The organism is Blautia sp. TM10-2 (assembly GCF_003480845.1).
Taxonomy (GTDB): Bacteria; Bacillota; Clostridia; order Lachnospirales; family Lachnospiraceae; genus Fusicatenibacter; species Fusicatenibacter saccharivorans.
In genome coordinates this window covers 134392-147456 of sequence record NZ_QUJZ01000002.1, presented here as the reverse complement: position 1 = coordinate 147456, position 13065 = coordinate 134392, and the positions used below count along the sequence as shown (strand labels likewise).

Here is a 13065-nt window from a genome sequence, read left to right as displayed (position 1 = left end):
TTTACCGGAACAGCCGCGCAAGCGCAGACCCCTTCTTCTGCAGCGGCCCATGTTCCGTATAGACCAGGCTGTCGATGCTGCCTTCGATATCCGCCTCTCCCTTTTCCAGCTCCAGGCGGCCCACATGCAGCTCTTTTCCGCGGATGGTAAGAACACCGCAGACGGTCACGAGCAGAACTTCGTTCTCATCAAAGCTTTTCACATCCTGCACGCCGCCAAGAGAAAGTGTTTTCCGCTGTTCCAGCAAAAGGCGGTGCACCTGTTCGTTCATCTCCCCCATGCAAAAAACCTCCATACAATGGTCTATACACCCATTATATGAAGGTTTTCTCTTTTTATTCGCTGCACATGAATCCTGCCGCACTTCTTATAAGTAGCGGTAAAGCTCCTGTGCTTCTTCTTTTTTCACGGTTTCCTGCACATTCAGCACTTCTACCCTGACGGATTTACTTCCGAACTGAATTTCCAGTACATCTCCTGCCTTGACCTGTGCGGATGCTTTTGCCGGTCTGTCATTGACGAGGACACGGCCTGCATCACAGGCTTCATTGGCTACGGTACGCCGCTTGATCAGTCTTGATACTTTTAAAAATTTATCTAAGCGCATAGATTTTTACTTAGTTCATCATGTCCTTTAAAGCTTTTCCTGCTTTGAATTTCGGAGTTTTGGAAGCTTTGATTTCCATGGTCTCGCCAGTCTGCGGATTTCTTCCTTCTCTTGCTGCTCTTTCGGACACTTCGAAGGTACCAAAGCCTACCAGCTGAACTTTCTCACCTTTCTTTAATTCTTCAGATACTACATCGATAAATGCTTTTAAAGCAGCCTCTGCATCTTTTTTGGATAAATTTGTCTGCTCAGCCATAGCTGCAACTAATTCTGTTTTGTTCATGAGTTTTACTCCTCCTGTATCTTACATTTGTTTTTTACATGATACGCGGGCCCGCTGATACACACGACCTGCCCTGCCGGCTGTTTTTCTTCCGGATGATCAGTCTGTTACGTTGACCGGCTTTTTCGCGTAGCTGTATATATTTATATACTAATGCGTCTCTCTTGTCAAGAAAAAAGTCCCCCATACCAGCGGTTTTATGGCGATTTCTGCCAAAAACAGACTCTTTTCCACCGCACGGTTAAAAGAAGGATCCCTTAACAAACCGCAGCCAGTCTGCCTGCTGCGCATTGAGTGTTTTTAGTTTCTCCGTATTCCGCCCGGATATCCACGATTTTCTGCTTCCGTAGTAGCGGTTTGCCAGTTTCCAGTATTTCCACGGATAGGAAAGATAGAGGCGGAGTGTCTCGATTTCCCCCTCATCGAGCGGCCGTCTGGCGCTGTAGGCGTTTAAGATCCGTTCTGCCGCGCGCTCGCTCCAGCCGTGTTTTTCCAGAATTTTCCGCATAAAATAGCCAAGATCTGCCACCTGGAGATCGAAGTTCCACTTGTCGAAATTGACCGCCGTTTCGCCTCTGCCGTTTTCCAGCAGAATATTGTGCTGGCTGAATTCCCCGTGGCAGACGGCGCCTTCTTCGTCCGCCCGCTGCCGCAGTTTTTCATAGGAAGAAGCTTTCATTTCCGCGGCCGCCCGCTCTCCCTGTTCCAGATACGGACCGGCGCTTGCCAGCAGCAGTTTTTCGAACTCATTTTTCTTCTTTTTTGTCTGCAAATACTTTCGGATCTTTCGAATTTCCACATTGTGGCGGATGCACTCCTCCACGAGGGATTCCCTCCGGTATTCCATTTTCACCGGCAGATGAGCTGCCGTATGTAACCGCGCCAGCGCGTCCGAGGCGCGGATAAGATCCTCACTGTTTCCCGTCTCACATTCCCGGCCCGGGTACCAGTTCCGCACAATGTACGTTCCTCCGTCGTCCCCGCGCGTTGCAAGCGCTCCCTCTTCGTTCCGCAGAATCTGATCGCACCGCAGGAGCCCCGACTCCGTGATGCGGCACTGTAGAAGATACCGCTGCTCCAGTTTTTCCGCCGCCGTCCCGAACTCGCTGATCAGCTTATCCCCCTGTTCGGTGTGGCACAATAAAGCGCCCCGCACCCGCATTGTGCCGGAAGCCGTAAGACCGTAATGGGACAGCACACTCAATCCATAATCATACAAGAGCCTGACTCCTTTCCCTGTTGTGATCGTTTTTGGGGTCACGATTCAATGTATGCGTATCCGCCCTATTCCATGCATACTGGTTTCTGTTTTTTCTTTCATCCCAAAAGCAATGTTAAAAGTATTTTCTTTTTCTCTTATTTTATTGTTTTTAATTTCACCGCATGGTAAAATATTCCAAACTTGACAGGGTGAAAACACCTGTTATGGGGTTCTCTAAAATCATTTTATTTTAAGGAGGGTTTTTATGATTTTCTTACCACAGCCATCTTCCCTTTCCTACGGAGAGGGCACCTTTACAATTCACTATGACAGCCGCATTTTTCTCGACTCCGAGAGCCCGGCTGAGCTTTTTTCTGCAGCACAGCTTCTGCAGCAGGAGATTGAGACACAGACGGGATTCCGTCCTGCCATCTGCCGCCGTCATCAGCCGGTGGGATCACACCTGATCTATCTGACTGCCTCTCCGGAATTATCCCGTGAGGCTTATACCCTCGCTGTCACACCGGAAAACATCACGATCTGCGGATCTCTGGAAAGCGGCGTTCTCTACGGCGTGCAGACACTCCGTCAGATGATCCGCCAGGCAGGTGCTGTTCTTCCAACCGTCCTGATCTCCGACAAACCGGCCATGGAAAACCGCGGCTTCTACCACGATGCGACCCGCGGACGTGTTCCGACGCTTTCCTATCTGAAACAGCTTGCCGACACCTTGAGCTTCTATAAAATCAATCAGCTTCAGCTCTACATCGAGCACAGCTATCTCTTCGACGATCTGACCGAGATGTGGCGCGACGATACGCCGCTCACTGCAGAGGACATCCTCGAGCTGGACCGCTACTGCAAGGGACTTGGCATTGATCTCGTTCCGTCGCTTGCAAGCTTCGGCCATCTGTACAAGCTGCTCTGCACGAAATCGTATGCACATCTGTGCGAACTGGAAGGCTCTGCTTCGGCTCCGTTCTCCTTCTATGACCGCCAGGCGCACCATACGCTCGATATCACAAACCCGGAGAGCCTCTCCCTTGCCAAACACATTCTTTCCGAATATATGCAGCTCTTCTCCTCGAAGTATTTCAATCTCTGCGCGGATGAAACGTTTGACCTTGGAAAAGGGGCTTCCCGCGCACTCGCCGAGGAAAAGGGAACCACCGTCATCTACACCGAGTTTGTGACAGAGCTTGCCAACTATATCACTGAATCCGGCCGCACGCCGATGTTCTGGAGTGATGTCATCAGCCAGGAGCCGGAAGTTTACCATCTCCTGCCGAAGAACCTGATCTGCCTCCACTGGGATTATGCGTCAAATGTTTCATCGGAGCGTCTGACCCGCCTTGCCAATTCCGGTGCCGAGCATCTGTATGTATGCCCTGGCGTACAGGGATGGAACCAGCTCATCAACAAGTATCATGAGGCGTATGAAAACATTTCCAGAATGGCGCGCTACGGCCATGAACGCCATGCAATGGGACTTCTGAACACTGACTGGGGCGATTACGGCCACATCAATCACCCGGACTTCTCCCGCATCGGCATGATCTACGGCGCGGCGTTCTCCTGGAATGCAGACATTCTGCCGGAGGAGGAAATCAACCGCCAGATTTCCGTGCTGGAATTTGGTGATGCTTCCGGAAAACTCGTTTCCGTGCTCGATCTTCTCTGCCATCAGGATGCGTATCCGTGGCGCACTGCCGTTATGGTACAGGAAGCACTCGAACTGCATCAGGACAAAGAAGAGGCTGCCGAACTGCTCCGCTCCTGCGCGGAAGGCGATGCGGATGCAGCAAATGCTTCAATCGACGCGCTCTGCGCCGTTCTGTATGAGAAAGCCGGCACCGTCCGCCCGGAGAACCGTCCGATGATCTATGCGTACCTGCTCGCCGCAGACGGCCTGAAAGTGCTGAACCGCCTGCTGCCGTTCCTGCGCGCTTCCCTTCTTTCCGAGGGCACTCTGCCGGAGAAAGAAGACTGTTTTGCACTCGCCGGAGATCTCGAACGGTGGCTGCACAGCTATAAAGAGCTGTGGCGCACCGTCTCCAAGGAGAGCGAACTGTACCGCATTGCCCATGTGTTCTGCTGGTATGCGGATCTGCTGCGTGATCTGAACGCATAAAACCAGCAAAAAACAAAAGAGAGCCGGGGACGGATTGTTCTGTCCCCGGCTCTCTTGTTTGCCGTTTTGGCTTTACAGCAGTGTTTTTACGTACTCTGTCAGGTATTCTTTTGTATTCTTCGCCGGATCTTTCATCACTTCTTCCAGCGCCGCGTTCAGGCATTCGCCGATTTTCGGGCCTTTCGGGACACCGAGTTCCATCAGATCTTTGCCGGAAACGGCCAGCGTTTTCAACGTAAAGCAGTCGCCGTTATCGAGAATTTCTCTGACGCACTCCCTTACCTTTCCGATCCGTTCCAGGGTTTCCTCCCGCTGGTACAGGCTTTTGGCCATCGTATCGGCTTCCTGCACGATCATCAGTTTTCCGAACAGCTCCTGGCCGAGTTTGTTCAGAATACGGCGGATCACCGGTTTCTCCGGAGCCATGCGGCAGTCATGCCAGCGGATCAATGCTGCGACCTGGCGGATGGTTTCGTTGTCGAATTTCAGACGGCGCAGAATCGCTTTCGCCATTTTCTCCCCCGCCGGTGCGTGGCCTTTAAAATGATCGATGCCAGCCTCATCCGTTGTGCGGCACGCCGGTTTTGCAATGTCGTGGAGCAGCATCGTCCAGCGCAGAATCGGATCTGCCGGAACGTGCTGCAGAGCGGCAATCGTGTGCTCACCGACATTATAGCAGTGGTGCGGATTGTTCTGCGGCGTTTTCATCAGTTCATCAAACTCCGGCAGCACAATTTTTGTAATACCCGCCTCATAGACGGCCTCCATGTACTCCGGCCGCTTCGAGATCAGCAGTTTATTCAGTTCCACACGGATCCGCTCAGCGCTGATTTTTTCAAGCGTCGGCGCGAGTGCTATGATGGCATCCAGTGTTGCCGGATCGAGTTTGAAGCCGAGCTGTGCGGAAAAGCGGAGGGCACGCAGGATCCGCAGTGCATCCTCACTGAACCGCTCGGTCGGATTTCCGACACAGCGGATGACTTTGCGCTGTAAATCCCTGATTCCATCGAACAGATCCACAAGCCCCTCTTCGTTGTTGTATGCCATCGCATTGATCGTAAAATCACGGCGGCGCAGATCCTCGGCGAGGCTGGAGGTAAAGACCACTTCTTTCGGATGGCGGCCGTCCTCATACTCTCCGTCGATGCGGTACGTCGTGACCTCGTGCGCGCCGCTTCCGGCCAGAACTGTTACCGTTCCGTGCTCCAGTCCCGTATCCACGGTGCGGTCAAAAATTTCTTTTACCTGCTGTGGGGAAGCAGAGGTTGTAATATCCCAGTCGTCCGGCTCCCGCGCAAGAATCGTATCGCGCACACAGCCTCCGACCGCGTACGCCTCGAAGCCTTTCGCATGCAGGGAATCGATTACCATATTTACGCTTGGCGGCATTTTTATCTTCAAATTTGTTATCTCCTTTTTCTAAATCTGCTTTTCCAGTATAGCAGTTTCCTTTTTTTACCGCAAGTGTGGTTGCGGTTGTATTTTGGGGATTGCATGTGTATAATAGAGGTTAATAAAATTCGAAAGGGGATTTACATTTTTATGAAACTGGATCGTTACCGAAAATATGTCCGGGCCGGCGTTACTGCCTTTCTGGTACTTGCAGCGTCCATGATTTTTTACTACCTGCTCTTCCACCAGACTTCTGTGCGGACCGCCTTTCACAATGTCCTCAACATTCTCTCCCCCCTGATTGCAGCCCTGATTCTCGCCTATGTGATCAGCCCGATCATTAACTTCATAGAACAGCGGATCATCGCCAGACTCTTTGCCCGGCACGGAAAAACACAGTCGGTACGCTGTAAAAAGCTTGTGCGGGCGCTTTTGATTCTTCTGACGTACGTCTCCATGCTTTTCGCGCTGTACGGACTCATTGCGACCCTGATCCCGGAGCTGTTCTCAAGTATCACAAACATCGTCTCCAACTTCTCCAACTACGCAAACAACATTCAGGATTTTGCCACAAAAGTGCTGGCGAATTACCCGGAGATGCAGCAGACGGCAGACCAGTACATCTCCACGTTCTCCGCAAAGCTTTCCAACTGGCTGACCAATGACCTGATGCCGATGCTCCGTACGTTCCTTCTGAACCTCTCCGGACAGCTCGTCAACATGGTTACGTTTTTCAAAAACATTCTGCTTGGCGCGATCGTTGCGATCTACATGCTGTACAACAAGGAAAGCTACATTGCCAAGCTGAAAAAAGCAGTCTACGCGCTGCTCGGTCTGGATCACGGAAATGCCGTGATCCGCGACTGCCAGTATGTGAACCAGGAATTCAGCGGGTTCCTCGTTGGAAAAGTCATCGATTCGATCATTATCGGTGCCATCTGCTATCTTGTGACGAGCCTGATCGGCACCCCGTACGCACTGCTGGTCAGCGTAATCATCGGTGTGACGAATATCATTCCGTTTTTCGGCCCGTTCCTCGGCGCCGTTCCGTGTCTTCTGCTGATCCTTCTGATCGACCCTCTGCAGGCACTGTATTTTCTGATTTTCGTCGTTCTCCTGCAGCAGTTTGACGGAAACTTCTTAGGACCGAAAATCCTCGGCGAGACGACCGGCGTGTCCAGCTTCCTTATCATCATCTCGATTCTGATCGGCGGCGGCTTCTGGGGTGTCTTTGGCATGATCATCGCCGTTCCGGTCTGTGCCATTATCTGCACGGTCTGCCGCAACTTCGCCAACCGTCGTCTTGAAAAACATCACCTGCCGGATGACGATGCGTTTTACTTCCACATGGACCACATTGATCCGGAAACGAGACAGGCGATCCCATATCAGAAAAAGAAGATCGACGAGGCCGAAGTCTTCCACTTTCCGGGCTACCGGCTGCGCAAAGCGCTGACAAAGCTGACCACGGAAGAGTCTCCGGTTGATGCGCCGTATACACCGGCAAAGCCTTCGACCGAAGAGAAAAACTCAGATTCTTCCGATTCCGATCAAAAATAAATCGTATCTTACAAAAATGCCTTCTGTGCAGACTGTTTCCATTCTGCACAGAAGGCATTTTCTTATTTTTGCTTTTTATTTCTCGATTACAACCGTGCTGAGTGTCTCTGCCGGAAGATCGACACGCATGATATGTCCGTTGACACGCAGGAAACAGCCGGAATCCTCTTTTGTGCGGTTCAGCAGGATCACAACGTAGCTTCCGTCTGGATTGACTGCGGCCGTTACATCCAGGTTTGCTCCGTATTTGCTCCAGCCGATGCGTTTTGCACCCGGAGCAATATATTTGGAAATATGGCCGATGTAGTGGTACATGATCGGTTTGCGGTAATGGAAATCATCATCCACAATCAGACCTGAGGTGAATCCCATCGGTACGTGGCGCGGGCCGTCGTCTTTGTCTACGAGGAAGTTCCAGTCGATCCAGCGGTTCATGCCGGCGTTCAGGTTTCCGATCATATCGTGTGCATAATCTGCGGCGTCAAGGTAATCGACGTACTCTGGTGTCTGGAAGTTCACCGGTCCGTAGCCGCCGTCGTCGATGCTGTGGAAAAAGCGGATGCCGATATCCCCGTTTGCCGTAATCCATTCGAAATTGCTCTCCATGGTGCCCTCCCGTTTCTTGTCTTTTCGTGTATACAGACGAAGCGCGTCTGAACTTTCTGTTCGTTCAGGCGCGCTCCTTCTATTATCTTTTCTGCTACAGGGACATGGTAATTTCCCGCCCTGTGCGGTGGTATTTCTGAAAAGTGACTCCGGACGCCTTCATCATCCGTTTCGATGCGATCACGGACGGGCTGTCCGCGTACTTGTCGCAGTCGTAGATCACCGTTTTGATTCCCGCCTGGATAATCGCCTTGCAGCACTCGTTGCATGGGAACAATGTCACATACAGCTTGGCTCCCTCGAGGCTTCCGCCGCGGTAATTCAGGATGGCGTTCAGTTCACTGTGCGTTGTGTAAAGATACTTGTTTTCCAGCGGATTTTCACTTGTCTTTCCCCACGGGAACTCGTCGTCCGAGCAGCCTCTCGGGAAACCGTTGTATCCCATGGACAGAATCTTGTTGTCCTCGCTCACAATGCAGGCTCCCACCTGTGTGTGCGGATCCTTCGAGCGCATACCGGCAAGCTGGGCAACTGCCATGAAATATTCATCCCAGGAAATATAATCCTCTCGTTTATCGCTCATACCTATTTCCCCTGTGTTTTCTTAACGTACTTTGCTTCCGCTCTTATTTCGTACCGAAGATACGGTCTCCTGCATCGCCGAGGCCTGGTACAATGTAGCCGTGCTCGTTCAGATGGTCATCCAGTGCTCCGACGAAAACATCGACATCCGGGTGAATCTCATGCATTTTCTCGATTCCTTCCGGAGATGCGATGATGCACATGAAGTGGATCTTCTTTGCGCCTTTTTCTTTCAGCATGGTGATGGCTGCCGTTGCAGAACCGCCGGTTGCCAGCATCGGGTCGGTTACAAATACTTCACGGCTTGCGATGTCTGACGGAAGTTTGCAGTAATACTCAACCGGTGCCAGGGTTTCCGGATCACGGTACAGACCGATGTGTCCGATTTTTGCTGCCGGAATCATAGCCAGCATACCTTCTACCATACCAAGACCGGCACGGAGGATCGGCACAACTGCCATTTTCTTTCCTTCGAGCTCTTTTACGGTTGTTTTGCAGATCGGGGTTTCAATTTCAACGTCTGTGAGCGGCAGCTCTCTGGTTGCCTCGTAGCACATCAGCATTGCAATCTCGCTGATCATCTCGCGGAACTCCTTGGAGCTTGTGTCTTTCTTTCTGATAATACCGATTTTGTGCTGGATCAGCGGGTGATCCATGATGACTGTTCTTGCCATTTTCCCTTCTCCTTTGTTTAAAATTTATTCATTTTCGCCTTCATGCTCAATCAAGTGAATACGGCGTTCGTGACGCTCTTCTCCGGAAAATGGAGTGTTCAGGAAGGTTTCTACGATTTTGATTGCAAGGCCAGGGCCTACAACGCGTCCTCCCATCGCCAGTACGTTGGCATCGTTGTGCAGGCGGGTTGCCTCTGCGCAGAAGCAGTCGGTGCAGAGTGCTGCACGGATTCCTTCCATTTTGTTTGCCGTGATAGAAATGCCGATTCCGGTTCCGCAGATCAGGATTCCCTTATCACACGTTCCGTTCTGGATCGCATGGCCTACTTTTCTGGCGTAAACCGGATAATCAACTGCCTCGTTGCTGTAGCATCCGAAGTCCTGATATTCCAGTCCCTGTTTGTCCAGATATGCTTTTACCTCCTGCATCAGCTCATATCCGCCGTGGTCGCATCCTAAAGCTATCATTGTTCTTCCTCCTCTTTCAGCCGCGCAAGAACACCTTCAATCAGGAATTCCAGCGCTTCATAACATTTTCCGTATTCGGTAAGCGGTTCCCCGTAAAGGGCGGGGATGTCTCCTGCCAGCCGCAGAAATCCGGCGATCGTCTGCAGATGGGGCGCATCCGGGAAGTCCTCACGGATCTTTTCCCTCTGACTGTCCTCCATCACAAGAAGCAGCGTGTCGTCGTTGATGTCCTCCGCGGTAAGCGGTGTGGTGGTGTGGTCTTTGGCCGAAAGCCCGTTGCGCGCAAGCACTGCCTCTACCTTCTGGTTGACCGGCTGCGGAAACAGAACGACAAGCCCGCGGGAACCAATTTCCATCGGCCACGGAAGCTCTTTGCTCTGCAGAATCGCCTTCGCCATCGGTGCGCGCGCGGTATCGTCCGCGTCCACAAATAAAATCCTGCTGTAATGTTTCACTGTTATACCTCTGCTACTTTGTGGCCTGCGGCTTTTAACAGGCGGTTCATGATCGCCTGCCCCATACGCGGGGTGTCGAAAGCCTCGGAATAAATCACTTCCACGCCGTCCTCATCGAAGTCGCGCAGAATCGCAAACAGGTGATGCGCGATCGTCTCATCTTCGGCGCGCAGCCCGATGCTCTTGATATCTCCTGTGGTGTACTGCTCCCGCGTCTCATCGGTGCAGATTACGCCCACTTTCTTTCCTGCCTTTTCCTGTTCTGCGGCAAGGCGGTTGATTTCCGGAATCACCCGTTCCATCTCGCCCTGGATAATCGTAAGGTCTGCCTTCGGCGCATAATGTTTGTAGCGCATGCCCGGTGCCTTCGGACGCACATGGCTGTCCTCCGCAAGGATTCCCGGATCGACACGCACGGTTCCAAGCACTTTTTCCAGCATCTCTTTGTTGTAATAGCCCGGGCGGAGAATCGTCGGAATCTCCTCTGTAAAATCGACGATAGTGGATTCGAGGCCGATCTCGGCGTCTCCTCCGTCGATGATACAGTCAATTTTGTCCCCCAGGTCCTCGATCACATGCTCGGCTTTCGTCGGGCTCGGCCGGCCTGATGTATTGGCGCTCGGCGCTGCGATGAAGCCGCCTCCGGCTAAGATCAGTGCGTTTGCCACTTTGTTGCTCGGGTAGCGCACGGCTACGGAGGTAAGGCCTCCCGTCGTCTCGAGCGGAACGGCATTTGTTTTCTCAAAAATCATCGTCAGCGGTCCCGGCCAGCATGCAGCTGCCAGTTTGCGTGCACTCTCCGGCACGTTTGCCGCTACGGTTTCGAGGTCCTCCATTCTTCCGATGTGGACGATCAGCGGGTTGTCCGACGGACGGCCCTTTGCCGCATAAATTTTCTCGGAAGCTTTGGCATCCAGCGCATTTCCGCCAAGACCATATACGGTCTCGGTCGGGAATGCCGCCAGACCGCCGTTTTTCAGAATCTCTCCTGCTTTTTCGATCGCGCTCTGATCTATGTTATCTTCTGTCATCCTGGCAATCCATGCCCTCATATGTTTCTTCCTTCTTTCCATCTGTTCCTGCGCACAGTGTTTCCATCTGCGCACACTGTTTTGATTATACCATTTTCCGGCGCAGTTGAAAACCCTTGATTTAAAGAAGCTCTTTTAACTGAGCCGTGCGGTACGCCTCGATCAGTTCCTTTAATTCACGGATGCGCTGCCGGATCTGCCGTCCCTGATCCGTATCGCCGACTAACTGGCGCTTCATGTTGTACCGCACCGCCACCTGGCGGGAGACAATATCCTTCTCCTCCTGGATTGCTTTTTCTGTCGATTCAAACGGCTCGTGCGCGGTGAGGCTGAGGCCGTACGAGTTGTAAATCAGCGTGTAACCCGCGATGCCGGTTTCTTTGTGGTACGCCCTGCAGAAGCCGCCGTCGATGATCAGCACCTTGCCGCCGCATTTGACCGGGCTTTCACCAGCACTCTGGTGTACCGGGACGTGGCCGTTGATAATATGTACATTTTCACCGGCAAGCCCGAACTCCTGTAAGATCCGGTCCGCCGTCTCCTCTTTCTCGATCAGGCGGTAATACGCGTTTTTCACCTCGGTCCAGGTCTCTTTTTCTGCGAGGAAATACCGCTCAAATGTTGTCATCTTGTCGCGGCCGTACAGCGGGGAATTCGGCGCAGTCCACAGATACCACAGCGTATTGCGGCCCTGCTCCCGTTTTTTCGGATCGCGGCTTACAAATGCGCGGCGCACGTTGTGCTCGAGGATATCGTACAGTGCTTTTCCCTTGTATTTCTTTCCGTCGACCTGTACCTCTTTTAAGGTGCCGTCCTCATTCATCGGCATGCAGCCGTGGTACAGCAGATTTCCATTGTAGACGCGGTAGAGGCTTCCTTTTTTGAGCAGGAAATCGACGTGCGCCTGCAGTTTTTCGCTGTTTCGGAAGGCGAAGATCAGCTTATCGAGCACTTCTGCCTCTTTTTCTGTCAGCTCGTCCGGATGCGCCGGGTCGATCGTCGGAAAGCTCTTGTCGCGCAGAGCATACGTTTTCTCCCCAATCGCCACCGTTCCGTTCTGGTAATCGATCTTTTCCAGCAGACGGCGGTTTTCCATGCCGTACTCCGGGTTCTCACGGATCAGACGGTTCTCGAGCTTTAACTGCATTACGGTGATGGCCTTGTGCATGCGGCGCTCCAGCATCTGCTGGGAATTTCCGCTGTCCTCGCCGCCTTTTGCGGCAAAGCATTCGCACGGATCATCGCCGTACGTCTCGAGAGCAAAGGTGGCAAGCGGAAGCATATTGATGCCGTAGCCGTCCTCCAGCACATCGAGATTGCCGTAGTGGAGGCAGATGCGGATCGTGCTGGCCACGCACGCCGGCTGGCCGGTCGCAGCGCCCATCCAGAGCACATCGTGGTTGCCCCACTGGATATCGAGGGAATGGTAATTCATCAGGCAGTCCATGATTTTATACGGCTCCGGACCGCGGTCAAAGATGTCGCCGATGATGTGGAGATGATCAACAACGAGCCGCTGAATCAGCTCTGCCACGGCAATGATGAAGTTCTCGGCGCTTCCGATTTCGAGGATAGTCTGGATGATCGCCTCGTAGTATGCTTCTTTGTCGAGCACCTCCGGCTTTTCGGTGATCAGCTCCTCGATGATATAGCCATAATCCGCCGGCAGGGCTTTCCGCACTTTGGCACGGGTGTATTTGGAAGAAACGATTTTGCAGACGTCGATCAGGCGGTACAGCATGACCTTGTACCAGTCATCGATGTCCTCCTGCTGCTTTTTCTCCATCTCCAGGCGCTCTCTCGGGTAATAGATAAGGGTTGCAAGCGCACGTTTTTCCGAAATGCCGAGCGTGTGGCCGAAGACATCGTCAATCTTCTTTCGCACGGCACCGGAACCGTTGCGGAGTACATGAGAAAAGGCTTCGTATTCGCCATGAATATCCGAAAGGAAATGCTCCGTGCCTTTGGGAAGGTTGATAACGGACTGCAGATTGATGATTTCGGTCGCTGCTTTTTCGATGGTCGGGTACAATTCTGCGAGATATTCCAGATAATTTTTTTCGTTTTCCATGAGG

The 13065-nt window shown here is 52.4% G+C and carries 14 protein-coding genes; 2 read left to right on the top strand and 12 right to left on the bottom strand.

Annotated elements, in window-relative coordinates:
- Position 1 precedes the first annotated feature (1 nt).
- The 4 genes from yabP to DXD92_RS02695 form a co-directional block, all read right to left on the bottom strand.
- Entirely contained in the window at positions 2–280 is a 279-nt protein-coding gene (yabP, locus tag DXD92_RS02710; protein ID WP_022462105.1) for a sporulation protein YabP, read from the bottom strand.
- 87 nt (positions 281–367) lie between these two features.
- A complete protein-coding gene (locus tag DXD92_RS02705) occupies positions 368–607 on the bottom strand; it encodes an RNA-binding S4 domain-containing protein (protein ID WP_022462104.1) in 240 nt (79 codons plus the stop codon).
- 10 nt (positions 608–617) lie between these two features.
- Entirely contained in the window at positions 618–890 is a 273-nt protein-coding gene (locus tag DXD92_RS02700) for an HU family DNA-binding protein (protein ID WP_022462103.1), read from the bottom strand.
- Positions 891–1131: 241 nt separating this feature from the next.
- Positions 1132–2109: a CotS family spore coat protein gene (locus DXD92_RS02695; protein ID WP_022462102.1), complete on the bottom strand. Its 978-nt coding sequence runs from the start codon at positions 2107–2109 to the stop codon at positions 1132–1134.
- A 247-nt stretch (positions 2110–2356) separates the two neighbouring features.
- On the opposite strand from DXD92_RS02695, the gene DXD92_RS02690 reads away from it, so the two are divergent.
- The gene (locus tag DXD92_RS02690; protein WP_118639997.1) at positions 2357–4222 is read left to right on the top strand and encodes a beta-N-acetylhexosaminidase; all 1866 of its coding nucleotides are present in this window, start codon (positions 2357–2359) and stop codon (positions 4220–4222) included.
- Between the two features lie 72 nt (positions 4223–4294).
- On the opposite strand, the gene DXD92_RS02685 is transcribed toward DXD92_RS02690, so the two are convergent.
- Positions 4295–5623 carry a CCA tRNA nucleotidyltransferase gene (locus tag DXD92_RS02685; RefSeq protein ID WP_243104820.1) on the bottom strand — a complete coding sequence of 443 codons (1329 nt, stop codon included), beginning with the start codon at positions 5621–5623 and terminating at the stop codon, positions 4295–4297.
- 141 nt (positions 5624–5764) lie between these two features.
- On the opposite strand from DXD92_RS02685, the gene DXD92_RS02680 reads away from it, so the two are divergent.
- Positions 5765–7174: an AI-2E family transporter gene (locus DXD92_RS02680; RefSeq protein WP_055227267.1), complete on the top strand. Its 1410-nt coding sequence runs from the start codon at positions 5765–5767 to the stop codon at positions 7172–7174.
- Positions 7175–7249: 75 nt separating this feature from the next.
- Here the strand turns inward: DXD92_RS02680 and DXD92_RS02675 are convergent, their stop codons facing one another.
- The 7 genes from DXD92_RS02675 to DXD92_RS02645 all read right to left on the bottom strand — a co-directional run bounded on the left by DXD92_RS02675 (position 7250) and on the right by DXD92_RS02645 (position 13061).
- Entirely contained in the window at positions 7250–7780 is a 531-nt protein-coding gene (locus DXD92_RS02675) for a glycoside hydrolase family 30 beta sandwich domain-containing protein (RefSeq protein ID WP_118639994.1), read from the bottom strand.
- 94 nt (positions 7781–7874) lie between these two features.
- Positions 7875–8363 carry a deoxycytidylate deaminase gene (locus tag DXD92_RS02670; protein ID WP_118639993.1) on the bottom strand — a complete coding sequence of 163 codons (489 nt, stop codon included), beginning with the start codon at positions 8361–8363 and terminating at the stop codon, positions 7875–7877.
- A 43-nt stretch (positions 8364–8406) separates the two neighbouring features.
- Positions 8407–9036 (bottom strand): uracil phosphoribosyltransferase, encoded by a 630-nt coding sequence (gene upp, locus DXD92_RS02665; protein WP_117509471.1) that lies wholly within the window; start codon positions 9034–9036, stop codon positions 8407–8409.
- A 24-nt stretch (positions 9037–9060) separates the two neighbouring features.
- Entirely contained in the window at positions 9061–9504 is a 444-nt protein-coding gene (gene rpiB, locus DXD92_RS02660; protein WP_055218692.1) for a ribose 5-phosphate isomerase B, read from the bottom strand.
- On the bottom strand, positions 9501–9959 hold the full coding sequence (locus DXD92_RS02655; RefSeq protein WP_055218690.1) for an arsenate reductase/protein-tyrosine-phosphatase family protein: 459 nt from the start codon (positions 9957–9959) through the stop codon (positions 9501–9503). Before DXD92_RS02655 ends, rpiB begins: the two co-directional genes overlap by 4 nt.
- 2 nt (positions 9960–9961) lie before the next feature.
- A complete protein-coding gene (locus tag DXD92_RS02650; RefSeq protein ID WP_022462093.1) occupies positions 9962–11011 on the bottom strand; it encodes an L-threonylcarbamoyladenylate synthase in 1050 nt (349 codons plus the stop codon).
- 100 nt (positions 11012–11111) lie between these two features.
- Positions 11112–13061 carry a fructose-1,6-bisphosphatase gene (locus DXD92_RS02645; RefSeq protein WP_118639992.1) on the bottom strand — a complete coding sequence of 650 codons (1950 nt, stop codon included), beginning with the start codon at positions 13059–13061 and terminating at the stop codon, positions 11112–11114.
- Positions 13062–13065: the final 4 nt, after the last annotated feature.

Excerpts from the sequence above, each read along its gene's own strand:
- DXD92_RS02690 (WP_118639997.1), top strand. The coding sequence starts at position 2,357 with ATGATTTTCTTACCACAGCCATCTTCCCTTTCCTACGGAGAGGGCACC.
- DXD92_RS02700 (WP_022462103.1), bottom strand. The coding sequence starts at position 890 with ATGAACAAAACAGAATTAGTTGCAGCTATGGCTGAGCAGACAAATTTA.
- DXD92_RS02675 (WP_118639994.1), bottom strand. The coding sequence starts at position 7,780 with ATGGAGAGCAATTTCGAATGGATTACGGCAAACGGGGATATCGGCATC.
- DXD92_RS02645 (WP_118639992.1), bottom strand. The coding sequence starts at position 13,061 with ATGGAAAACGAAAAAAATTATCTGGAATATCTCGCAGAATTGTACCCG.
- upp (WP_117509471.1), bottom strand. The coding sequence starts at position 9,036 with ATGGCAAGAACAGTCATCATGGATCACCCGCTGATCCAGCACAAAATC.
- DXD92_RS02680 (WP_055227267.1), top strand. The coding sequence starts at position 5,765 with ATGAAACTGGATCGTTACCGAAAATATGTCCGGGCCGGCGTTACTGCC.
- DXD92_RS02705 (WP_022462104.1), bottom strand. The coding sequence starts at position 607 with ATGCGCTTAGATAAATTTTTAAAAGTATCAAGACTGATCAAGCGGCGT.
- DXD92_RS02670 (WP_118639993.1), bottom strand. The coding sequence starts at position 8,363 with ATGAGCGATAAACGAGAGGATTATATTTCCTGGGATGAATATTTCATG.
- DXD92_RS02650 (WP_022462093.1), bottom strand. The coding sequence starts at position 11,011 with ATGAGGGCATGGATTGCCAGGATGACAGAAGATAACATAGATCAGAGC.
- rpiB (WP_055218692.1), bottom strand. The coding sequence starts at position 9,504 with ATGATAGCTTTAGGATGCGACCACGGCGGATATGAGCTGATGCAGGAG.
- yabP (WP_022462105.1), bottom strand. The coding sequence starts at position 280 with ATGGGGGAGATGAACGAACAGGTGCACCGCCTTTTGCTGGAACAGCGG.